This is a genomic window from Sphingomonas azotifigens NBRC 15497 (genome assembly GCF_002091475.1).
Lineage (GTDB): Bacteria > Pseudomonadota > Alphaproteobacteria > Sphingomonadales > Sphingomonadaceae > Sphingomonas > Sphingomonas azotifigens.
In genome coordinates, this window is sequence record NZ_BCTR01000051.1 from 1 (window position 1) to 21,043 (window position 21,043).

18 protein-coding genes are annotated in these 21,043 nt (G+C 67.7%); 8 read left to right on the forward strand and 10 right to left on the reverse strand.

What is annotated here, in order from left to right:
* Positions 1–31 precede the first annotated feature (31 nt).
* Positions 32–1,003 (reverse strand): LysR family transcriptional regulator, encoded by a 972-nt coding sequence (locus tag SAZ01S_RS16135; protein ID WP_084583310.1) that lies wholly within the window; start codon positions 1,001–1,003, stop codon positions 32–34.
* 106 nt (positions 1,004–1,109) lie between these two features.
* On the opposite strand from SAZ01S_RS16135, the gene SAZ01S_RS16140 reads away from it, so the two are divergent.
* Entirely contained in the window at positions 1,110–1,937 is an 828-nt protein-coding gene (locus SAZ01S_RS16140; RefSeq protein WP_084583311.1) for an oxidoreductase, read from the forward strand.
* Positions 1,938–2,001: 64 nt separating this feature from the next.
* Here SAZ01S_RS16140 and SAZ01S_RS16145 read toward each other — a convergent pair whose 3' ends face one another.
* Positions 2,002–2,838, reverse strand: coding sequence for a helix-turn-helix transcriptional regulator (locus tag SAZ01S_RS16145; protein WP_084583312.1), 837 nt, complete (start codon positions 2,836–2,838; stop codon positions 2,002–2,004).
* Between the two features lie 95 nt (positions 2,839–2,933).
* On the opposite strand from SAZ01S_RS16145, the gene SAZ01S_RS16150 reads away from it, so the two are divergent.
* On the forward strand, positions 2,934–3,836 hold the full coding sequence (locus tag SAZ01S_RS16150) for an SDR family oxidoreductase (RefSeq protein WP_084583313.1): 903 nt from the start codon (positions 2,934–2,936) through the stop codon (positions 3,834–3,836).
* A 130-nt stretch (positions 3,837–3,966) separates the two neighbouring features.
* Here SAZ01S_RS16150 and SAZ01S_RS16155 read toward each other — a convergent pair whose 3' ends face one another.
* Together SAZ01S_RS16155 and SAZ01S_RS16160 are read right to left on the reverse strand one after the other, a co-directional pair.
* Positions 3,967–4,797 (reverse strand): 23S rRNA (adenine(2030)-N(6))-methyltransferase RlmJ, encoded by an 831-nt coding sequence (locus tag SAZ01S_RS16155; RefSeq protein ID WP_084583314.1) that lies wholly within the window; start codon positions 4,795–4,797, stop codon positions 3,967–3,969.
* A 117-nt stretch (positions 4,798–4,914) separates the two neighbouring features.
* A complete protein-coding gene (locus SAZ01S_RS16160; RefSeq protein ID WP_084583367.1) occupies positions 4,915–5,490 on the reverse strand; it encodes a pseudouridine synthase in 576 nt (191 codons plus the stop codon).
* A 324-nt stretch (positions 5,491–5,814) separates the two neighbouring features.
* Between SAZ01S_RS16160 and SAZ01S_RS16165 the strand changes: the two genes are divergently transcribed.
* From SAZ01S_RS16165 to SAZ01S_RS16175, 3 genes are read left to right on the forward strand one after another with little or no spacing between them, the layout of a single operon-like run.
* A complete protein-coding gene (locus SAZ01S_RS16165; RefSeq protein ID WP_084583315.1) occupies positions 5,815–8,073 on the forward strand; it encodes a TonB-dependent receptor in 2,259 nt (752 codons plus the stop codon).
* Positions 8,070–8,654: a hypothetical protein gene (locus SAZ01S_RS16170; RefSeq protein ID WP_139810110.1), complete on the forward strand. Its 585-nt coding sequence runs from the start codon at positions 8,070–8,072 to the stop codon at positions 8,652–8,654. The genes SAZ01S_RS16165 and SAZ01S_RS16170 overlap by 4 nt, the downstream gene beginning before the upstream one ends.
* On the forward strand, positions 8,651–10,135 hold the full coding sequence (locus tag SAZ01S_RS16175; RefSeq protein WP_084583316.1) for a PepSY-associated TM helix domain-containing protein: 1,485 nt from the start codon (positions 8,651–8,653) through the stop codon (positions 10,133–10,135). The genes SAZ01S_RS16170 and SAZ01S_RS16175 overlap by 4 nt, the downstream gene beginning before the upstream one ends.
* Before the next feature lie 3 nt (positions 10,136–10,138).
* Here SAZ01S_RS16175 and SAZ01S_RS16180 read toward each other — a convergent pair whose 3' ends face one another.
* The 5 genes from SAZ01S_RS16180 to SAZ01S_RS16200 form a co-directional block, all read right to left on the reverse strand.
* Positions 10,139–10,333 carry a winged helix-turn-helix transcriptional regulator gene (locus SAZ01S_RS16180; protein ID WP_084583317.1) on the reverse strand — a complete coding sequence of 65 codons (195 nt, stop codon included), beginning with the start codon at positions 10,331–10,333 and terminating at the stop codon, positions 10,139–10,141.
* Positions 10,334–10,339: 6 nt separating this feature from the next.
* Positions 10,340–12,742, reverse strand: a complete 2,403-nt coding sequence (locus SAZ01S_RS16185; RefSeq protein WP_084583318.1) for a TonB-dependent receptor — start codon at positions 12,740–12,742, stop codon at positions 10,340–10,342.
* Positions 12,743–12,831: 89 nt separating this feature from the next.
* The gene (locus tag SAZ01S_RS16190; RefSeq protein WP_084583319.1) at positions 12,832–13,206 is read right to left on the reverse strand and encodes a winged helix-turn-helix domain-containing protein; all 375 of its coding nucleotides are present in this window, start codon (positions 13,204–13,206) and stop codon (positions 12,832–12,834) included.
* Positions 13,207–13,322: 116 nt separating this feature from the next.
* Complete coding sequence (locus SAZ01S_RS16195; protein WP_084583320.1) at positions 13,323–14,405, reverse strand: PLP-dependent cysteine synthase family protein; 1,083 nt, start codon at positions 14,403–14,405, stop codon at positions 13,323–13,325.
* Complete coding sequence (locus tag SAZ01S_RS16200; protein ID WP_218018102.1) at positions 14,395–16,431, reverse strand: M3 family metallopeptidase; 2,037 nt, start codon at positions 16,429–16,431, stop codon at positions 14,395–14,397. The genes SAZ01S_RS16195 and SAZ01S_RS16200 overlap by 11 nt, the downstream gene beginning before the upstream one ends.
* A gap of 189 nt (positions 16,432–16,620) precedes the next feature.
* On the opposite strand from SAZ01S_RS16200, the gene SAZ01S_RS16205 reads away from it, so the two are divergent.
* The 3 genes from SAZ01S_RS16205 to SAZ01S_RS16215 all read left to right on the forward strand — a co-directional run bounded on the left by SAZ01S_RS16205 (position 16,621) and on the right by SAZ01S_RS16215 (position 19,611).
* Entirely contained in the window at positions 16,621–18,234 is a 1,614-nt protein-coding gene (locus SAZ01S_RS16205; RefSeq protein WP_084583322.1) for a Na+/H+ antiporter, read from the forward strand.
* A complete protein-coding gene (locus SAZ01S_RS16210) occupies positions 18,234–18,737 on the forward strand; it encodes a GNAT family N-acetyltransferase (protein WP_084583323.1) in 504 nt (167 codons plus the stop codon). The genes SAZ01S_RS16205 and SAZ01S_RS16210 overlap by 1 nt, the downstream gene beginning before the upstream one ends.
* A 289-nt stretch (positions 18,738–19,026) precedes the next feature.
* Positions 19,027–19,611 (forward strand): PEPxxWA-CTERM sorting domain-containing protein, encoded by a 585-nt coding sequence (locus tag SAZ01S_RS16215; RefSeq protein WP_084583324.1) that lies wholly within the window; start codon positions 19,027–19,029, stop codon positions 19,609–19,611.
* 101 nt (positions 19,612–19,712) lie between these two features.
* Here SAZ01S_RS16215 and SAZ01S_RS16220 read toward each other — a convergent pair whose 3' ends face one another.
* On the reverse strand, positions 19,713–20,909 hold the full coding sequence (locus SAZ01S_RS16220; protein WP_084583325.1) for an alpha/beta hydrolase-fold protein: 1,197 nt from the start codon (positions 20,907–20,909) through the stop codon (positions 19,713–19,715).
* Between the last annotated feature and the right edge of the window lie 134 nt (positions 20,910–21,043).

Genomic DNA, 21,043 nt, shown 5'->3' on the forward strand with positions numbered 1-21,043 from the left:
CGCGTGCTCGGTATCGCGCGTATGCTGGCTTTTATGCACTTCCGCGCTGAGCTGAATCGTCCGAAATCGGCCGATTTGGCGCTTCACCTGCGCCTCGATCGCTGCGAGCCGTATGGGACCGGATCGTATCGATCACCGCGCGCAGCGCCGGCGCCATCTGCCGCTGTTGGGGGTAGCATAGATAGTTGCCGGGGAAGGGAACCGACCAGTTTTCCAGAAGGGGTATGAGCGCCCCCCGCGCGAAGGCGCCGACAACGGATTCCTCCTTCAGGAACGCGATCCCGACGCCGGCCAGCGCCGCATCCATCATTACCGCGCGGCTGCTGGTGATCAGCGGCCCCTCGACCGCCACCGAGAACCAGCGGTCCTCCTCGAAGAACTCCCATGCATAGGGGTTCGCCTGCCCCGGCCAGCGCCAGCGGATGCAGCGGTGCTCGAGCAGATCCTTGGGCGTCTGCGGAATGCCATGCTCGGCAAGATAGGCAGGCGCGGCCACGGCGAGCTGGCGGATGTCCCCGCCCAGCCGGAGCGCGACCATGTCGCGTTCGATGACTTCGCCGATGCGGATCGCTGCATCATAGCCACTGCCGACGATGTCCAGCACGGTGTCGTCTATCGTGAGATCGAGCGTGATGTCGGGAAAGTCGCGGGCGAGTCTCGGCAGGATCGGCACCACGAAGCTGTCCGCCGCGGCATGGAAGCAGTGGAGGCGCACGGTGCCTGCCGGCCGACGCGCGGCGTCGCGGGCCTGCTCCAGCGCGCCGGTCAGGCTGTCGATAGCCGGGCGTATCTCCGCGAGCAGCGTCTCGCCCGCCTCGGTCAGCGAAACGCTGCGGGTGGTGCGGTGGAGCAGCCGGATGCCGAGCCGTTCCTCAAGGCCGCGGATCAGCTGGCTCAGCGCCGAGGACGACACGCCCAGTCGCTCCGCCGCCCGGCTGAAGCTGCGTTGCGCGGCGACGGCGGCAAAGGCGCGCAGGGCACCGAACTCGCTCGGATGGATCATGCCGCCTGTCCAAAGCATTGTGAAGCTGGCCTTACAAGCCCGGGTAGAAGTCCGGTGATTATGATCTCCTGCCGCATGGCTACATCGGTCGCGAAGGAGAACAGCTATGACGACCTGGTTCATTACGGGCATATCCCGCGGTCTGGGCAAGGCACTGGCGCAGGCGGCGCTGACGCGCGGCGATACCGTCGTCGGCACCGTGCGCGAGGGTGTACCGGACCTGGTGGCGGGGCAGGGTATGCTGCATGTGTTGACCGTCGACCTAACCGACAAGGCGGCGATCGCCCCGGCCGTGCGCGCCGCGTTCGAGCGGGTAGGGCACATCGACGTGCTGGTCAACAATGCCGGGTACGGCCTGCTGGGCGCGCTCGAGGGCGCGACCGACGCGGAGTTCGAGCGGTTGTTCGCGGTCAATGTCTTCGCGCCGTTCGCCGTCATCCGTGCGGCGCTCCCCGCGTTGCGCCGACAGGGTAGCGGCCATATCCTCAACATCACTTCGATCGCGGGCCGCGCGCCGGCGGGATCGTCCGGCCTCTACTCCGCGACCAAATCGGCGCTCGAGGGACTGACGCAGAGCCTTGCCCAGGAAATCGCGCCCTTCGGCCTCAAGGCCACCGCGATCGCGCCGGGCGCGTTCCGCACCGACTTCCTCAGCGACCATTCGATCCGTCGCAGCCAGGGCGGCGAGCACTATGCGCAAAGCGTCGGCACGGCGGTGGCGCGCCTCGATGCGATGGCGGGACGCCAGATCGGCGACCCGGACAAGGCCGCAGCGGCGATCCTCGCCCTGGTCGATGCCGCGAACCCCCCGCTGCACCTGCTGCTCGGCAGCGACGCGCTGCGGCGCGCGCGCGAGAAGCTCGACACCGTGATCGACGAGATCGATCGCTGGGAGACGGTGACCCGCTCGACCGATTACCAGGGGGGCGCCTGACGACGCGGGCGCGGGCGGCTTTGCGGTCCCGCGCCCTTTCGCAAGCGGGAACGGGCCGCGACGGTCAGTCCTTGTGCTTGTCGAGCAGCGCGCGCAGCCGCGCGGCGTCGTCCGCCGAGGCGGGGTTGTAGATGATCATCCCCAGTTCGGGCCGCCCTTCGACCGCGAAGGAGGAGAATTCCATCGCCAGAAGCCCCGTATCGGGATGATGCAGGCGCTTCACGCCTTCGCCGTGCGACACCACGTTGTTATCCTGCCACAGCGCCGCAAAGTCCGGGCTGCGCTCGCACAGTTCGGTCACCAGCGCCGTGACCTCGGCGTTGCCGCTGGCACCTGCGCGCGCCACGTCGGCGCGAAAGGCGCCGACCACGAAACGGGCCATGCTGTCGAAATCCGCATTCCGCGCACGGACGCGGTCGCTGCCGAAGATCAGCCGAAGGATGTTGCGTTGCTCGCGCGGCAGCGTCGCATAGTCGGTGAACAGCACCGATGCTGCCCGGTTCCACCCCACGACGTCCCAGGTCGCGGTCTTGATGATCGCCGGGCTCAGCACCATGCCGTCGAGGACGCGCTGCAATCGCGGCGAGATGCCGTCGACCAACTGGTACCGCGTTTCCGGCGGATGCCCGCGGCCGAGCATGTAGATATGTTCGCGCTCCGATTCGGTGAGCATCAGCCCTTTGGCGATGCGATCGAGCACGTCGGCCGACGGCGCGCCGCCACGGCCCTGCTCCAGCCAGGTGTACCAGGTGGCGCTGATGTTGGCGCGGCTGGCGACCTCCTCCCGGCGGAGGCCCGGCGTGCGGCGCCGCCCGCCGGTGAAACCGAAGGCCGCCGGATCGAGGCGGGTACGGCGATCCCGCAAATAGGTCCCGAGCGGGTTGGGCGCGTTGGTGGCCATGGTCGATCCTGTTGCACGATATACTAGGATAACCTCACTACTTTAACACGTTGGGTGGGAGCGGGATACGGCGTCGGGTCAGCAGGAGATTTCCCATGCGCGTGTTCCTGACCGGGGCGACCGGCTTTATCGGCTCCCATATCATCCCCGAACTTCGCAGCCGCGGCCATCACGTGCTCGGCCTCACGCGCTCCGATGCCGGCGCGCGGCAACTGGAAGCGGCCGGAGTCGAAGTGCATCGGGGTAGCCTCGAGGAACCCGAAACGCTGGCGCTTGGAGCGGCGGCGGCGGACGCGGTCATCCATTGTGCCTTCGACCATAATTTCGCGGCCTTCTTCGAAAATACCAGGAAGGACGAGCGCAACATCGCCGCGATGGGCGAGGCGCTGGCGGGCACGACCAAGCCGATCCTGATCACCTCGGGGGTCGGCAGCGGCACGCCACGGCAAGGCGGGCTGGCGACCGAGGACATCCTCAACCCCCTGCATGCCAATCCGCGCATCGTCACCGAACTCGCCGGGGCGGCGCTGCTCGCGCGGCGCATCGACGTGCGCACGATCCGTCTGCCGCAGGTGCACGACACCACCAGGGCGGGGCTGATCACGCCGCTGATCGCCGAGGCGCTGCGCGCCGGCGCCATCGCCTATGTGGGCGAGGGCAAGACGCGCTGGGCCGCGGCGCATGTCAGCGATGTCGCCAAGCTCTACGTGCTGGCGCTGGAACGGGGGGAGCCGGGCGCGCGATACCATGCCTCGGTGGAAGAGGGCGTCGACGCCCGCGCCATCGCGGAGGCGATCGGCAAGGGTACCGGGCTACCGGTCCGCGCGATCACCGAAGACGATGTCGAGCACTATTTCGGATGGATGGCGCCTTTCGCCGCACTCGACATGATCGCATCGAGTGCCTGGACGCGTGCGCGGCTGGGTTGGCAGCCGGAGGGGCCGGACCTGCTCACCGATCTTGCCGCCATGCGCCATGCGGACGCCATCGAGGCTTGATCAAGGGCCGCTTGCCCTTGCCGGCGCGGGGCGGTCCGCCGCGCGCCGGACGCCTACCCGTTGTCGGCGCAATGCGGTACCGCGCCGCGTGCGTTGATCCGCAACCCTGCCGCCTGGCGCACAAGCCGCCTCAATTGTTCAACCAGTCTGCCGTGATCTCGCCGCGATGCCCTTCCGGCGCCAGTGCCGCGCGCAGCGCTTCCAGCAGCGGCGGCAGCGCCTGCACGAAGGCATAAGGCGGATTGACGATGAAAAGGCCTGCGCCGTTATAGATGCCGGGCTGATCGGCATCATACAACCAATGCTCCACCGAGAGGAATTTCGGGATGCCGAGCTTGCGCAGCTTGTGCTTCCACTGCTGATGGGGCGCGCGGTCCTTGAGCGGATACCAGATCACCGTCACGCCATGCGCCCATTTGCGGTGTGCCGCGGCGAGCGTGGCGGTGATGCGCTCGCGCTCGTCGGTCTGCTCGTACGGCGGATCGACCACCACCACGCCGCGCGCCGTCCGGGTGGGAAGCATCGCCAGCCAAAGCTCATAGGCATCGCGCGCATGCACGGCGGCAGGCGTACCGCGCATCGCGCCCCGCAGGACATCGACGTCCTCGGGATGCTTCTCATTGAGGATCAGCAGGTCCTGCGGGCGCAGCAGTTGCGCCAGGAACTGCGGCGAGCCGGGATAGAGGTGCGGCGCTGCCCCGTCATTCACCGCCTGCACGGCGGCGCGATATTCGTTCAGCAAGGGGTTGGTATCGGTAAAGGCCCGCAGCACACCGTGGGCGGCCTCTCCGGTGCGCTGGGCCTGCTGGCCGCCCAGGTCGTAGAGCCCGCAGCCGGCATGGGTGTCGATCAGGGTCAACGCGCCCGGTTTTTGCTGCAGGGCCCGGACAAGGGCAATCAGCAGGCTGTGCTTGACGACATCGGCGCTGTTGCCGGCGTGGAACGAGTGGCGATAATTCATTGAAAATCCAAAACCTGCCGATTTGCCTTTGTACGCATTATTCCAACATGCGCTGACAGGCAGTCCTCCTGCCGCACGTCCGTTATCCCGGCGAGCACCCGATCGGCGCTCGCATGCCTAAGTGCCGCCGCCGCGATCCTTGGCCAGGGTGGAGACCTCCTCGAACTGGCCCGGCGCGATCCCGGCGAGCGACCAGTCGCCGATCGACCAGCGGACTAGCCGCAGGGTGGGCAACCCGACCGCCGCAGTCATGCGGCGCACTTGCCGGTTGCGCCCTTCGCGGATGGTGATTTTCAGCCAGCTGTCGAGGATGGACTTGCGCTCGCGGATCGGCGGATCGCGCTGCCACAGGTCGGGCGCGTCGATCCGCGCAACCTCGGCCGGCAAGGTCATGCCGTCCTTGAGCCGGACGCCCTGCCGCAGACGCTCCAGTTCCGGCGCCTGCGGATCGCCTTCGACCTGCACCAGATAGGTCTTGGGCATCTTGAAGCGGGGATCGGCAATACGCGCCTGCAGCCGCCCATCGTCGCATAGCAGCAGCAGCCCTTCGCTGTCCCGGTCGAGCCGTCCGGCGGGATAGACTCCCTTCACCGCGATGAAGTCCGACAAGGTCGACCGAAGCGTCGGCGATCCGCGATCGGTGAATTGCGACAGGACCCCGTAGGGTTTGTTGAACAGTAGCAGCCGGGGCATGCTGCGCTCATAGCGTTGGGCTGCGGCCATGTCTCCGGCTGCATTTCCCCGCCGGCCAGGCTGATCGGCCATCGGCCCGATCCTGGTCCATCAAAGCGAGCGCGGGCGCGAGGCCATGTGGAAAGCTTGGCCCCCAACACGGTCCCGCCGTCGCATCCGGCAGCGTGGTAGCGCCCAGCCGTCGTCGATCGTGAGGCCATCGCCGCCAGGCCGTGCGGTTTGGGATCGCATCATGCCGCCTCGACGACGCAAAGGCGCTAATGATATTGACTCGCAATACCTATGAAAGGTAGCTGCGCATGCGCAACAAAATTGGGGGATCGCATGCGTCAATATCGGCTTCTGCTCACGTCGGCCTTGGTGTCGACGTGCTGGCTCTCCGCGGTACAGGCGCAAGAGGCTGCACCTCCGGGATCCGAAGAGATCATCGTCACCGGGGAGAAAAGCGACCGGACGCTCCAGCAGACGACGAGCTCGGTGGGGGTAACCACGGCCAAGCGGATCGCGCAGGAGAATCTGCAAACAATCCAGGAAATCTATCAGCGGACCGCCAATGTCGCCGAAACCTATGGGGCATCCGGCTTCTCGATCCGCGGGATCGACCAGCGCGGTGTCTCGGGCGGCACCGGCGCCGCCACCGCGACGGTATTCGTCGATGGCGCGCCGGTGCCGCAGGACCTGCTGTCGAACGGCCCCACCGATCTTTGGGACGTCGCGCAGGTCGAGATCTTCCGCGGGCCGCAATCGACGCTGCAGGGGTTGAATGCACTGGCAGGCGCGGTGCACATCCGCACCGCGGAGCCGAGCTTCGACTGGCGCGTGAAGGGCCAGGCGATGGTCGCGTCGTTCAACACCACCCAGTTCGCCGTCGCCGGCGGCGGGCCGCTGATCGCCGACCAACTGGCGTTCCGCGTGTCCGCCGAGAAGCGCGATTCGGACGGCTTCATCTACAATGTCACGCGCCGCGCGCCGGAAAATCCGGTGAATTCGCTGTCGCTGCGAGCCAAGCTGCTCTGGACGCCGTCGGCGCTGCCCGGCCTGGAGGCACGGCTGAACTACCACCACTTCCACACCAAGGGCGGCTACCGCTTCACCTATGTCGACCGCAACCGTCCGGATTACCTGGACAACCCGACCAACAGCTCCAACTTCCCCAACGACAGCGACGTCGATTCCGATCAGGGAACGCTGGACCTCCGCTATCGGCTCGGCAAGGGCTTCTCGCTGACGGCGCTCAGCACCTACACTGATACTGGGTTCGTGCGCCATTACGACGGCGACGCAAGCGCCGCAGACCGCGCTTCGAGCGAGCTGACCGGCACGTCCAAGACCTTCACCCAGGAACTCCGCCTCAATTACGACAGCGAGCGACTGCGCGGCCTGGTCGGGCTGTTCTATTACAATCGCGACGAGACGGCCAATTCGCAGCAGACCACGCTGGTGCCGACCCCGGCCGCGACGATCGCCAATCTGCTCAAGGGCTCGCTCGGCGCGACGGCGGCGACGCAGGTGGCGTCGACCTACACGCAGGCGCTGCCCTTTATCACCGTCGCCTATACATCGGACCTGCCGCAGCAGGTGCAGACCTATGCGCTGTTCGCCGATGGGCGGTACCGCCTTACCGATCGGCTGTCGCTGCTCGGCGGCTTCCGCGTCGATCGCGAGCGCAACGGCAAGTCGGGGATCACTCGCGCCACCTTTGCCGGCACACTGCCGACGCCGGCCAGCTATGGATCGCTTGCGCCGGTGATCACCGCGATCAACCGGGCGGTGCTGGGGCTGGTGAGCGACGCCAACGGCACGGCCCCGTTCGGCGCGCGCACCTTCAACGCGTTCCTGCCCAAGGGCGGCATCGAAATGGCGTGGACGCCCGACCTCTCGACGGCGTTCGTCGTGCAGCGCGGCTATCGCTCCGGCGGCAGCAGCTTCAACACCGCACGCTCGACGCTGTTCGCCTATGATCCCGAACATACCTGGAATTACGAGCTTTCGCTCCGCTCCGCCTGGCTCGACGGGAAGCTGACCGCCAACGCCAACATCTACTATATCGACTGGAAGAACCAGCAGACGACCGCCAATTTCGGCAACGGCAATTACGACACCAACACGGTCAATGCCGGCAAGTCGCATCTCTATGGCTTCGAGGTCGAGCTGAGCCACCGCGTGTCGCGCGCGTTCGACTGGTATGCGAGTGTCGGGCATACCCGCACCAAGTTCGATGCCTTCGTCACCAGCATCGGATCCATCACCAATCTTTCCGGCAACCAGTTCACCTATGCCCCGCGCTGGACGCTCGCGGGCGGCGCCAATCTGCGCCTGGCAGGCGGGTTCGAGGCCAACCTCAACGCCAGTTACCGCAGCGGCGTGTTCACCGACGTGTCGCGGCCGCAGAGCGCCTATCGGGTCGGTCCGCGAACGCTGGTGAACGGCCGGATCGGCTACCGGGTCGAGCGCTGGAGTGCATCGCTGTTCGTCAACAACCTGTTCAACGAGAAGTATGACCAGTATGTCAACGCATTGACCAACCAGGCGATCATCGGCACGCCACGCACCGTGGGCGCGATGCTGGGCTTTGCGTTGTGAGCGACGCGCACCTGCTGACGTCGGGCAGCGCCGCGATCCTGATCGCCGCTGCGGCTGCCGCCTGGCTGCTCCGAAAGGCGTGGCGATCGAAAACCACCAAGGCGCCCTGGCGCGCTGCCGGGCTCGGGCTGGCGGCGCTGGTCCTCCTCGTCCCCGCCGGGCTGCTGGGCCCGGCCCGCGGGCCGTTCGCGGCGCTGGCCTTGTTTTCGGCTGCGGCGCTGGTGGTCGTCGCCTCCGGGCGAACGCGGCGAAGCGCCAAGGCGGCGCGGCCCGGGCGGGACGATGGTCCCGCGCCCGAGCCGGCGGAACGCGCATCGGCGCCGTGGCGCGGGCTGCTGCGCTGGCTGCTCGCCGGACCGATCGGCATGGTCGCGGCGATGGCGGTCGGCGTATGCTACACCGTCTGGGGGGCAGGCGCGGTACAGACGCGGCTGGTCGCTGGCGGGCTGCTGGTGCCGATCGTCTGGGGCGGCGCGATGGCGTGGACGCTGGCCGACGACAAGGTGCTTCGCGCCGCGGCGGTGCTGATCGGCACGGCGCTGCTCGGCTTCGGCCTGGCACGGCTGGGAGGAGTGGCATGAGCGGTCTGCGGGGCAACGGGTTCGCGCTGGCGCCGGGCCTGGTGCGCGCGATATTGAAGGGGCACAGCAGCCTGGGGCTCGCCTTTGCCGCCATGCTCTATCTGGTGTGCCTCACCGGCGCGCTCGCGGTGTTCGTCGCCGAGTTCACCCGTTGGGAAAATCCCGCCGCGCCGCGTGTCGCGACGCTGTCACCCGAGGCGCTGCCCCGGGCCTATGCCGAGGCGCTGGCGCGCGCAGGCGGGCGGGTGGACCGCATCCTGATGGTGCTGCCGGAGCCCGACAACCCGCTGCTGCGCGTGCGCACCGAGGCGCACGGTGCGGGGCAGCGCGAATGGCTTGCCGATGCCGACGGGCATCTCGCTGCGCCGGTGCGCAAGGGATGGTCGGAACTGCTCATTCGCCTGCATGTCAGCCTGCATCTGCCGCGAGCCTGGGGCGGGTTCCTCGTCGGGCTGGCGGGGGTGGCGCTGCTGTCCTCGCTGATCTCCGGCATCCTTGCGCATCCGCGCATCTTCCGAGACGCCTTCCATCTGCGCCTCGGCGGATCGCGGCGATTGCAGGAGGCGGACCTGCACAACCGGATCGGGGTGTGGGCGCTGCCCTTCCACATCATCGTCTCGCTGACCGGTGCCCTGCTGGGGCTGTCGACCGTGATCATCGCCGTGCTCGGCATGGTCGCCTTTCAGGGCGATACCGCCAAGGTCTATGCACTGTTCCGCACCCCACGCCTGGCGGTAGACGCGCGGCCGGCGCCGCCGCTCGACCTGCGCCCGATGCTGGCGGACGTGATGCGCCGCGTTCCGGGGGGGCGGATCGACTATCTGCGGATCGAGCATCCCACCCGCCGCGACGGCAGCGTCGAGCTGCAGGTGGAGGACGGGTCGCACCATATCGCGGGCACCGACGCCTATGGCTATGACCGGGACGGGCGGCTCTATCATGCCAAGCGCGCGGCGGAGAACAATCTCGGCGGGCAGATCCTGGGCTCGCTGGGACCGCTGCATTTCGGCTGGTTCGCCGGGCCGCTGGTGAAGGTCGCGTACGGATTGCTGGGGCTGGGGCTCGCCTATCTGGCGTCGGGCGGCGTGCTGCTGTGGATCGCTAGGCGGCGCGACCGCGGTCGGCCGGTGCCGGGGTGGGAGCGCATCTGGATCGCCTTCGCCTGGGGGCAGCCGCTGGCGCTGTCGGCGGGTGCCTTGGGCGCAGTGGTGGCGCCGGCAGCGGGGGCAGTGCCGTTGCTTGCCTGGGCGGGGGCGAGCCTTGCGATGCTGGCAGGCGCGGCGTTGCTGTCCGCCGGGTTGCTCGCGCGGATCGGGCGAGGCGGCACCGGCTTGCTGCTGGTGCTGGTCGCGCTGGCACAGGGGGGATGGAGTGCGGCCGACTGGATGGTGCCGACCGTCAATCTCGTGCTGATCATGGTCGGCGTGGCGCTTCTGCTCCGTGTCAGGCCGCTACCGAGCGTCCGGCCCCCGGGCGCTTGAAGGTCATTCCTCCCGCGCCTGCTCGTGTGCCAGCGCCGTGATCCGATAGTCGACGCCGATCGGGCTCGTCGGGATCACGGTGCGGGTCATCAGGCCGCGGCGTTCGAGGCGCTTCAGCGCGTCGGCGAGCGACTTGTGGGTGATGCCGTCCAGCCGGCGCTTGATCGCGTTGAGCCGCACCGGCTGCGGGCACGGCATCCGCGCTTACAGCCTGAACCGGACGGTGCCGCCGATCGTCCGCGGATCGCTCGGGGTGCCGACGATCAGCCCTGAATTTCCCGCCTGGATCGTCAGGTTCTGGATATAGTTGGCGTCGAACAGGTTCCGCGCGAACACGATGAGCTCGATGCCGCTCGGCAGTCGATAACCGATGTTTGCGTTGGTAAGGTTGTATCCGTCGATCATCGTGAAGCGCGACAGGCCCGGGTCGCCATTATAGCTGCTGCGCGACGCGGTATCGACGTGCAGCAGCACCTCGCCAGCCCCCAGCCGCCGCACATAGTCGATCCCCGCGGTCCAGGCGAAACGCGGCAGCGAGGCGAGCCGCTTGCCGGTGAGGCTGCACTGGGTGGTGGCGGCGGTCTGCACTTCCAGGGGGCACGGCCCAGCCGGATAATCGGTGTAGCGCCCGTTCGAATAAGCAAGGTTCCCGCGCACGGTCAGGCCCGGCAGCAGCAGCGCGGTCGCCTCGGCTTCGATGCCCTTCACGGTCACTTCGGGGATATTGGAGAGATAGCCGCGCAACTGCACCGTCTGGGTCAGCGAGTTCTCGACCACCGTCGCCTGGAAATTGTGAACCTTGGTGTAGAAGCCGTCGAGGTTGAGCAGCAGGCGCCGGCCGAAGAAGCTGTTCTTGAGGCCGATCTCATAGGTTTCGTTCCGCTCCGGGCGGACGACAGCGGTGGCGAGCACCGGCTGGTTGTTGTTGTCCAGCGGCAGGCCCGACATGTTGATGCCGCCCGATTTGAAGCCGCGCGCATAGCTGGCATAGGCCATCGTCTCCGGCATTACCTGCCAGGCGATGTTGGCGCGGCCCGAGAGGCTGCCGTCATTGTCGTGCGCCTTGTAGCTTTGCGGGCGCAGGACGCCCAGTCGGGCTGCGATCAGCGCCGCGCTGGTGGTCGCCGGGCCGCCGGACACGGTGGTATTGTAGCTGCCGTCCTTGTCCTCCTGCGTATAGCGCAGGCCGCCGGTGAGGGTCAGGTCGGGCACGATCCGCCAGTTCAGCTCGCCGAACGCGGCATAGCTCATCGTATGAAAGTCGGTGCGGCCGTCCTGGCCATAGCCGTCCAGCAGGTTGGCGGGCACGGGGGTTGCGTTGGTGCCGGTGGTGGTGCCGATCAGATAGCGCGCCGCCGCCGGACCGTAGATACTGATCGGCCGGCCGGCGATCTTCTGCCCGAACAGATAAAGCCCGCCGACATAGGAGAGCGCGCGCTCGCCGTTCGAGGCGAGGCGCAATTCCTGACTGTACTGGTCCTGGCGCGAGGGTATGTGCTGCGACAGCTGCACCGGGATGCCGGTATAGTCGCGGTCGTTCTCCGCATCCCAGTTCCAGAAGCGCCACGCGCTGACCGAGGTGAGCGTCGCCGGTCCGAGGTTCCAGTCGACGATCGCGCTGACGCCGCCTTCATTGGTATCGGTATTCAGGGGGCCGTCGATATCGACCTTGCGGTCATAGGGATTGGCGCTGGGCGGCGCATAGCCGAACTGCGCGGCGAGACCCAGCGGACCGCCGAACTGGCGGCTGGCGGCGCGCAGGCTGGTGCCGGTGCGCAGATAGACCTGGGTGCAGCAATAGGCCTGGAAGTTGGTGATGTCGGCGATCAGCCGCACCTGCAGCCGATCATCGGGCTTGTAGAGCAACTGCCCGCGTGCCGCCTGCGTGCCGAGCGTGTTGGCGGCAACGCCGGTGCGGACATTGTCGAGCACGCCGTCGCGCCGGGTCGAAACGCCCGAGATGCGATAGGCCAGCACGTCCGAGATCGGCCCCGAGGCCCAGCCCTTGGCCTGGACGAAGTTATAGTCGCCATAGGAGAATTCGACGAACCCCTCGCGGGTGAAACTCGGCGCGCGCGTCGTGATGTTGAGCGCGCCGGCGGTGGTGTTCTTGCCGAACAAGGTGCCCTGCGGACCCCGCAGTTCCTCCACCTGCGCAATGTCGGCCAAGTCGAAGGCGGCGGTGGCGGGGCGGGCGTGATAGACTTGGTCGACATAGAAGCCGACACCCGGCTCCAGCCCGTCATTGGCCTGGCTGACCGCGACCACGCTCGATCCGAGGCCGCGGATGGTGAAGGCGGTGTTGCGAGGATTGGCCGAGCTGTAGTTGAGGCTGGGGATCAGCGTGGTGAGCCCTTGCGTGTTCACCGTGTAGCTCTGGTCGAGCAGATCGCCGCCGACCACCGACATCGCGGCGGGCACGCGCTGCGCGTCCTCCGCACGCCGGCGGGCGGTCACCACCACTTCGGCCAGTCCCGCTGCACCGGCGTCATCGTCTCCCGCGACCAAGGGCGCGTTGGCCGGAGGATCATCGGACTGCGCGCAGGCCGGGGCCGCGGCGGTGAACAGGGCGAGGACGCCCAGCGGGAACGTGACGTAGTTGGACATGGATGGACCCCCCTTTTCGCTCGAAGGGTACCACCATTATGTCCAATCGTATATTAAGACTGTATCCAGTCAGATATACAACTTCGCTATTACGCCTCCGCATCTCTTGGTGTGGTGCGCAGGTGCGATCGCAGGCGCGCATAAGCTGGGCGTTCGGCGAGGGTCGCTGCCTCGCGCTCCATCTCGCGATAGGCCTCGACGAGGGCGAGCCCCGTCTCGGTGACACGCGCGCCGCGTTCGAGCCCGCCGCCGCGCAACGTCTCGACCAGCGGCGTATCGAAGCAGCGGTTCATCTCGTCGACCAGCAGCCAGGCGCGGCGATAGCTCATGCCCATGCTGCGCGCGGCGGCGGAGATCGATCCGTGCGCGGCGATCGCTTCCACCAGATCGGCCTTGCCCGGGCCGAACGCGACCGCGTCGCCACAGGCGATCTGAAGCTTGAGCCAGAGGGGACCTATCTTCATGTCACTGGCCGATCCGGACGTCGCTGCGGTTCATGGTCGCTTCCTGGAAGCTGGTTGCAGGCTTGCGCTGTAATCCGACACGGCAGCTTGCGCCACGCGCCGCGCCCCGCGGTGGTTCAGCGCACCGGCGCAAACAGCGCGGCGGCGCTCGCCTCCTGCGCCTGCCACGCGATGCCGCGTTCGGCGAGCCAGCCATCGTCATAATAGGTGCAGCCATAGCGCTCGCCGCCATCGCACAGGATGGTGACGACCGAGCCGGTCTCGCCGCGCGCCGCCATCTCGCCGATCAGCTGGACGCAGGCGGCGATGTTGGTGCCGGTCGAGCCGCCGACGCGCCGACCGAGCCGGGTCGAGATCGCACGCATCGCGCCGATACTGTCGGCATCGTCCACGGCGATCATCCGGTCGATGACGGTGGGAACGAAGCTGGGTTCGACACGCGGCCGGCCGATGCCCTCGATGCAGCTCGCGCAACCTCCCGGCAGCGACTGTGCGGTGCGATCGGCGAAATGGCGGTGAAACACCGAATGGACCGGGTCGGCTACGCAGAGGCGCGTCGCGTGGCGCTGGTAGCGGATGTAGCGACCGATCGTTGCCGAGGTGCCGCCGGTGCCTGCGCCGCACACGATCCAGGCGGGGACGGGATGCTCCTCCGCCGCCATCTGCGCGAAGATGCTCTCGGCGATGTTGTTGTTGCCGCGCCAGTCGGTCGCGCGCTCGGCATAGGTGAACTGGTCGAGATAATGGCCGCCGGTTTCGGCGGCGAGCCGCTGCGCGACATCGTAAACGGTGCGCGGATCGTCCACGGCATGGATGTCGCCGCCATGGAAGCGGATCGCGTCGAGCTTGGGCACGGCAGTGGTCGCGGGCACCACCGCGATGAACCGCAGGCCCAGCATCTTGGCGAAATAGGCCTCGCTCACCGCGGTCGAGCCCGAGGAGGCTTCGATCACCACGGTATCCGGGCCGATCCAGCCGTTGCACAGCGCATAGAGGAACAGCGATCGCGCCAGCCGATGCTTCAGGCTGCCGGTCGGGTGGCTGCTTTCGTCCTTCAGGTACAGCGGGATGCCGGGATAGCGGGGCAGGTCCAGCCGGATAAGGTGCGTGTCGGCGGAGCGGTTATAGTCTGCCTCGATCCGCCGGATCGCCTCCACCCGCCATGCGCGGGTGGCGGCATCGTCATGCTCACTCGGCATCGGCGACCAGCCCGTGCCGCACCAGCATCGCCTGCGGATCGGCGTCGCGACCGCGAAAGGCCCGGAAGCTCTCCGCCGCCGGACGGCTGGCGCCGCGGGCGAGCACTTCGTCGCGGAAGCGATCGGCGGTCGCGCGGTCGATCAGCCCGGCCTCGGCGAAGCGCTGGAAGCCGTCGGCGGCCAGCACCTCGGCCCAGAGATAGCTGTAATAGCCCGAGGCATAGCCGCCCGCGAAGATGTGGCTGAACGCATGCGGGAAGCGGTGCCACGCGGGCGGGCGGACCACCGCCACTTCGTCGCGCACCGCTTCGATCACCTCGATCGGATCGCTGCCCAGCGTGCCGAGGTGCAGCAGCAGGTCGAACAGTGCGAACTCGATCTGCCGCACCAGCGCCATGCCGGAGAGGAAGCGGCGGGCGGCGAGCAGCTTGTCGAACAGGGCGTCTGGCAGCGGCGCGCCGGTTTCGTGGTGGCCGGACATGCCCTGCAGCACCACGCGGTCCCAGGCGAAATCCTCCATCAGCTGGCTCGGCAGCTCCACCGCGTCCCATTCGAAGCCGCTGGTGCCGGCGATGTTGGGCCGATCGACGCGGGTAAACAGATGGTGCAGGCAGTGTCCGGTCTCGTGCAGCAGCGTCACCACCTCGTCATGGCTGAGCAGCGACGGCGTGCCTTCGGTCTTCGGCGCGAAGTTGCAGACCAGATAGGCAACCGGCACACGGTGGACATTGCCGTCGTTCAGCCGTGGTCGCGCCTGCGCCATCCAGGCGCCGCTGCGCTTGCCGGCGCGGGCGTGGAGATCGAGATAGACGCCGGCAAAGGTCGCGCCGTCCGCGCCGACCACGTCGTAATAGCGCGCATCGGGGTGGTAGACGGCGACATCGTCACGGGCGACCAGCCGGATGCCGAACAGCCGATCGAGCAGCGCCTGCCACCCGGCGACGACCCGCTCGACCGGGAAATGCGCGCGAACCTCCTTCTCGTCGACGGCATAGCGCGCCGATCGCAGCCGGTCCGACGCAAAGGGCACGTCCCAGGGCTGGAGCGTGTCGATCCCCAGTTTCTCGGCGGCGAAGGCGGAAAGCTCCGCGAAGTCCCGCGCGGCGGCCGGCTTCGCCCGGCGGGCGAGGTCCCGCAGGAATGCCAGCACCTGACCCGAGTCGGTCGCCATCTTGGTCGACAGCGACCAGGCGACCGGATCGGAGAAGCCGAGCAGCCGGGCCGCTTCGCGCCGCAGGTCGAGCAGCGCGGTGATGCGCGCCGAATTGTCGAACTGGCCGGCATTCGGCCCCTGGTCCGAAGCGCGGGTGCCATAGGCGCGGTAGACCCGCGCGCGCAGGTCGCGGTTCTCGGCGAAGGTGAGCACCGCGTTGACGCTGGGCGCCTGCAGCGTGACGACCCAGCCGGACAGCCCGCGCGCCTTTGCCGCTTCGGCGAAGATCGCCAGATCGGCCGCGGAAATGCCGGCAAGCAGGGCGACGTCCTCGACATGCTCGAACCAGGCGTCGGTCGCGTCGAGCACGGCGCTGCCGAAGGCGGTGGAGAGGTTGGACAGCTCGACCGAGACGGCGGCGAAGCGTGCCCGCGCCTCGGCATCGAGCGCGACGCCCGACAGGCGGAAATCGCGGATCATATGCTCGACGGCGACGCGATCGGCCTGCGGGCGCGCGGCAAAGGCTTGCGTCTCGGTCAGCGCGACGAGCGCCGCGTACAGCGCCTCGTCCTGAAGGACCTGCATCTGGTACTCGACCAGTCGCGCCTGGCCGGCGGCATGGGCGGCGCGCAGCTCGGGCGTGTCGGCCACGCCGTGGAGGTGCGATACCGACGACCACAGCGCGTCGATGGCGGTTTCGGCGCGCTCCAGCGGCAGCCACACGTCTTCGAAGCTGCGGGACTCGGCGGCGATGACGCTGCGCACCGCGGCCTGATGCTCGGCGATCACGGTGTCGAGCGCGGGGCCGATCTGATCGGGCCGGATCGCGTCGAAGTGCGGCAGCGCCAGCGTGTCGAGCAGGGGATTGGTCATCACAGGGTCCATTCTTGATGTCGGCACCGCCTCCCGGCGGCGCTCCGCGGCTGGGGCTCTATACCGGCGCGGCGGCGATGTCAGCGGGCTTGCGCGCCGAGATCCCGTCTGAGGCAGCGCAGGGTCGTGGAACCTATCGGCTTCGTGCGACTATAGGGCAGGGCCGATGCCGGCGCGGGGGGAAGAAACATGCATCCGGTCGAAACCTTCGAACTGATCCTGATCCTGTTTGCGGCGGTCATCGCGTTGCACTGGGCGGCAGCAAAACTGGACTTTCTGCCGTCGGCGGCGCTGCTGCTGGGCGGCGGCGCGCTTGCCTTTCTGCCGCATATTCCCAAGATCTCGCTCGATCCCGAACTGGCATTGGTGCTGTTCCTGCCGCCGTTGCTGATGGACGGCGCCTATTACGCGGCGCTGGGGCGGCTGCGTCGCCATTTGCCGGGCATCCTGTCGCTGGCCTTGGGCGCGGTGGTGTTCACCACCCTGGTGGTCGGCGCGGTGCTCCATGCGCTGGTGCCTGGGCTGCCCTGGGCCGCCTGCTTCGCGCTGGGTGCGATCGTTTCCCCGCCGGACGCCATCGCCGCCCGTTCGGTGCTGCAGCGGGTGCGGTTGCCGCGTCGCCTGAGTGCGCTGCTCGAGGGGGAGAGCCTGCTCAACGATGCGACGGGGCTGGTGCTGTTCCGCTTCGCCGTCGCCGCCACGCTGACCGGCAGCTTCGATGGCCTCGCCGCTGGTACGAGCTTCCTGCTGTTGGCGCTTGGCGGCGTGCTGGTCGGCACCGCGATCGGCTTTGCCGGCGTCGCGATCCTGCGCCGGTTGCCGGATCAGACGTTGATCGTCGCCACCGCCACACTGCTCAGCTGGGCAGCCTATCTCGCCGGGGAAGCGGCGCATGTCTCGGGCGTGATCGCGACGGTGGTCGCCGGGATCATCTTCGGCTGGCACCAGCATGAAGTGCTGCCGGCGCGGGTGCGCATGCAGGGAACGGCCTTCTGGCGCACGCTGGTGTTCAGCCTCGAGGCACTGGTGTTCATCCTGATCGGTTTCTCGCTGCGCGGCGTGCTGGACCGGGTCGGCTTCGAGCGGGCGTTCACCGCGATGGCGCTGCCGGTGGCAGGGATCGTCGTAGCGGTGCTGCTTACTCGCTTCGCCTGGGTTTTCGGCAGCGAGCTGCTGCTGGGGGTGCTGCACCGCGCCGGGCTGCGCCAGCCGCGACCGCTCGGCTGGCGGCAGGCGGTGGTGCTTTCCTGGGCCGGAATGCGCGGGGTGGTGACCCTGGCGGTGGCGCTGTCGCTGCCCACGCAGATGCCGGGGCGCGACCTGATGCTGGTCAGCGCCTTCGCGGTGATCCTGGCGACGGTGGTGCTGCAAGGCGCGAGCCTGGGATGGCTGATCCGCCGTGTGCGGCCGGAGGACCGCGATCCGCCGCCCCGGGTGAGCCTTGCCGAAGCGGAAGCGGCGATCGCGCGGGCGAAGCGGACCCTCGTCGAATTGCGCGCCTATGACGAGAACGGCGCGCTGGTGCACCCCCGCCTGCTCGAGGAGTATCGCAAGCGCGACCAGGTGACCGAACGCTATGCCGGCGATGCGGGCGCCTATATGCCCGGCATCCGCGCGCATTTCGAGATCGTGCTTGCGGCGGTCGGCGCCGGGCGGGCGGAGCTGCTGCGGCTCCATCGCCAGGGGCTGATCGAGGACGAGGTGCTCCACGACCTTGAGCGGGACCTCGACCTGGAGGAGATCGGCGCCGTGTTCCAGGGCGGCGAGGAGGCAGAGGTGCATGGTCCCGGGGAGGCGCGGTGATGGCGCAAGATACGCACAAGCTGCACGACGGCCTCGTTCTCCGCCCCGCGACGGTGGCAGACCGGGAGCAGCTGGGCCAGCTCGGGGCGCAGATGGTGACGGTGCACCATGGCTTTGATGCCCATCGCTTCATCGCACCGACTGCGGAGACGCCCGCGATCTATGGCGCCTTTCTGGTACAGCAGCTCGGCAAGCCGCACGTTGTCCTGCGCGTGGTGGCGCACGGGCCTGCGGTGCTCGGCTATGTCTATGCCGGGGTTGAGGGCAGTGACTATATGGCGCTGCGCGGGCCGGCGGGCGTGATCTACGATCTGATCGTCGCGCCGGGCCGGCGGCGGCAGGGGATCGGCCGCGCCCTGCTCGATGCCGCCGCGAGCGCGCTCATTGCACGGGGCGTGCCGCGGCTGGTGCTGTTCACCGCCGAGCGCAACGTGCCCGCGCAGCAGCTCTTCGCCGCGGCAGGCTTTCACCGCACCATGATCGAGATGACGCTCGACCTGTAATATCGGTGCGGCCGGAGGCAGGAGGCTGTCGTTCGATTCGGCGAAGCCGAGGCTGGCGGCTTGCGCATGAAAGCGAATTCGCTGCGCTGCGTTGTTGCGCCGCAGCGTCCCGTAAACACCCATTACCGATTGCTAAAGCATTGGCCAACAAGGAAAGCCAGTGCCGCTATAGCCGAAACGCAATCCTGTAACATTCATATCTGCGCAATTAAGAATTGACGAAGATATGGTTTTGGACGACCAAAGGGGCGCCGGTCATGTGACGGGCTCAACCTTGCATGGGGGTATTATGCGCACTCTTGCTTTATCTCTGCTCGCCTCGGCCGCGCTCCTGGCGCCGTCGGGTGCGTCGGCTGCCACGATCCTCGGTACGTTCGGTGCCGCGTTGTTCGGCGCCACCAGCTCGACGCCGACCATCGCTCCCGACTCTGTCTTCGGCAACCTGGCCACCCTCGTGACCGACTCCACGAAAGATTTCTCGGTCGTCTCGCCGCTCACGGCGATCACGCTTCCCACGGTGACCGCAACGAAAGGCGCAGCCGTGTCTTTCACCAGCGCGTTCGGTTCCTATTCGGGGACCGTGGACTCGGTGGTAAACAACAGCGCGGGCTCGATTTTCTCGCTGCTCGTGATCACTTCCGGCACATTCACGCCGACGGGTGTGTTGGCGTCCTACGACGTAACGCCGAGCTCTACGGTCTTCACCTTCGGGCAATCGGGCTATAGCGGCTCGGTGACGGGTACGGTTTCGTTCTCGTCTCCGGCGGTCAGCTCGGTTCCGGAACCGGCTACCTGGGGCATGATGCTCGCAGGTGCAGGCCTTGCGGGCGCGGCGCTTCGCCGTCGCCGGGTGAAGGTGGCATTCGCCGCCTGAGCCGGCGATCGATTGATTTTGCAGGGCGGGCGGCGTCATTGGCAACAATGGCGCCGCTTGCTGTACGCGATTCTTGGCAAGGGTTGGCGCGGCCGGGTCTGTCAGTCGCGGAACAATAGCGGCGCCAGTTCGCGCAGGCTGCGCCGCCACGACAGGAATTCGTGGCCCGTGTTCGGCGAGACATAGAAGGCGCTGTTGATTCCAGCCGCCTGCAGCGCCGCCGCATTGGCCCGTGGATCGACCTTCGGGCCGCCCGGAGGGCCGGCCCGCCCTCCTTCCAGCTCGCGGCTGCCGAAGCTGACGAAGCTGAGCTTCACCTTTTCGCGATAGCCCGGCGCTGCTGCCACGTCCTCGGGTGAGATCGTCCCGCCGCTCAGCAGGCCGATATAGGCAAAGCGATCGACATGCTTGAATGCGATCAGCTTGGTCTCGAACCCGCCCATCGATAGCCCCGCCATTGCCCGATGGGGCTGGTCGGCGCGGGTGCGATAGTGGCTGTCGACATAGGGGATCAGTTCGTCGAGCAGCACGGTCTGGAACGGCTTGATGTCGAAGCTGGCCAGGCCGCCCGGCTGGCCGGGCCGCACGTCGTTGGTCATGCCATAGGTCATCACGATCAGGAACGGCCGCGCCTTGCCCTCGGCGAGCAGGTTGTCGAGAATCAGGTTGGCATGGCCCTGGTTCGACCAGGCGGTCTCGTCCTCGCCCCAGCCGTGCTGGAGGTAGAGCACCGGATAGCGGGCGCCGGCGTTCTTGTCATAGCCGGGCGGCGTGTAGACGAACGCCCGGCGCTGGCTGCCGGTGCTTGGCGAGGGAAACAGGATCTGTTCGACCCGGCCGTGCGGCACGTCCTTGAGCGCATAGAAATCGGCATCATGCGCGGGAATCTCGATGCCGCTCTCCCACCGGGTCGAACCATAGAAGTTGAGCGTGCCCGGATCGTTGAACGTGCCCCCGTCGATCGTCAGGTGGTAGTAATGGAAGCCCTCGTCGAGCGGCCCTTCCGTGGTGCCGGTCCAGCTCCCGTCGGATGCCTTGGCCAGCGTGGTGCCGCCACGGCCACCCAGGCCGAGGCTGACCTTCACCGCGGTCGCGTCCGGAGCGACGACGCGGAAGCGGACATAGCCCTGCGAATTGACCTGCGGATATTGCTGCCCCGGCTGATTGAGCGTCGAGGGTTTGAAGTCCTCGGCGATCGGTTTCGATGCGGTCTGCGCGCGGTCGGCCGGCGCAGTCTGCGCCTGAGCGGGCTGCACGGCGAGCATGGCCGCGGCCATGGCGGCATAAGCGATCTTCATGGCGGTTCCTCCCCTAAGTGCCGCCGGCGCCTCGGGCCGGAAGCCTTGGATATTAGCGTGCACATTAGGACAGTTTAGTCGGAGAAAATCAAGCCGCGATGCAGCGGTATTGGTATCTTGCATGACATCAATAT

What these genes read in the sequence shown, in the direction of transcription:
- SAZ01S_RS16135 (WP_084583310.1), bottom strand. Translation starts at nt 1,003, where the DNA reads ATGATCCATCCGAGCGAGTTCGGTGCCCTGCGCGCCTTTGCCGCCGTC.
- SAZ01S_RS16140 (WP_084583311.1), top strand. Translation starts at nt 1,110, where the DNA reads ATGACGACCTGGTTCATTACGGGCATATCCCGCGGTCTGGGCAAGGCA.
- SAZ01S_RS16145 (WP_084583312.1), bottom strand. Translation starts at nt 2,838, where the DNA reads ATGGCCACCAACGCGCCCAACCCGCTCGGGACCTATTTGCGGGATCGC.
- SAZ01S_RS16150 (WP_084583313.1), top strand. Translation starts at nt 2,934, where the DNA reads ATGCGCGTGTTCCTGACCGGGGCGACCGGCTTTATCGGCTCCCATATC.
- SAZ01S_RS16155 (WP_084583314.1), bottom strand. Translation starts at nt 4,797, where the DNA reads ATGAATTATCGCCACTCGTTCCACGCCGGCAACAGCGCCGATGTCGTC.
- SAZ01S_RS16160 (WP_084583367.1), bottom strand. Translation starts at nt 5,490, where the DNA reads ATGCCCCGGCTGCTACTGTTCAACAAACCCTACGGGGTCCTGTCGCAA.
- SAZ01S_RS16165 (WP_084583315.1), top strand. Translation starts at nt 5,815, where the DNA reads ATGCGTCAATATCGGCTTCTGCTCACGTCGGCCTTGGTGTCGACGTGC.
- SAZ01S_RS16175 (WP_084583316.1), top strand. Translation starts at nt 8,651, where the DNA reads ATGAGCGGTCTGCGGGGCAACGGGTTCGCGCTGGCGCCGGGCCTGGTG.
- SAZ01S_RS16180 (WP_084583317.1), bottom strand. Translation starts at nt 10,333, where the DNA reads ATGCCGTGCCCGCAGCCGGTGCGGCTCAACGCGATCAAGCGCCGGCTG.
- SAZ01S_RS16185 (WP_084583318.1), bottom strand. Translation starts at nt 12,742, where the DNA reads ATGTCCAACTACGTCACGTTCCCGCTGGGCGTCCTCGCCCTGTTCACC.
- SAZ01S_RS16190 (WP_084583319.1), bottom strand. Translation starts at nt 13,206, where the DNA reads ATGAAGATAGGTCCCCTCTGGCTCAAGCTTCAGATCGCCTGTGGCGAC.
- SAZ01S_RS16195 (WP_084583320.1), bottom strand. Translation starts at nt 14,405, where the DNA reads ATGCCGAGTGAGCATGACGATGCCGCCACCCGCGCATGGCGGGTGGAG.
- SAZ01S_RS16200 (WP_218018102.1), bottom strand. Translation starts at nt 16,431, where the DNA reads ATGACCAATCCCCTGCTCGACACGCTGGCGCTGCCGCACTTCGACGCG.
- SAZ01S_RS16205 (WP_084583322.1), top strand. Translation starts at nt 16,621, where the DNA reads ATGCATCCGGTCGAAACCTTCGAACTGATCCTGATCCTGTTTGCGGCG.
- SAZ01S_RS16210 (WP_084583323.1), top strand. Translation starts at nt 18,234, where the DNA reads ATGGCGCAAGATACGCACAAGCTGCACGACGGCCTCGTTCTCCGCCCC.
- SAZ01S_RS16215 (WP_084583324.1), top strand. Translation starts at nt 19,027, where the DNA reads ATGCGCACTCTTGCTTTATCTCTGCTCGCCTCGGCCGCGCTCCTGGCG.
- SAZ01S_RS16220 (WP_084583325.1), bottom strand. Translation starts at nt 20,909, where the DNA reads ATGAAGATCGCTTATGCCGCCATGGCCGCGGCCATGCTCGCCGTGCAG.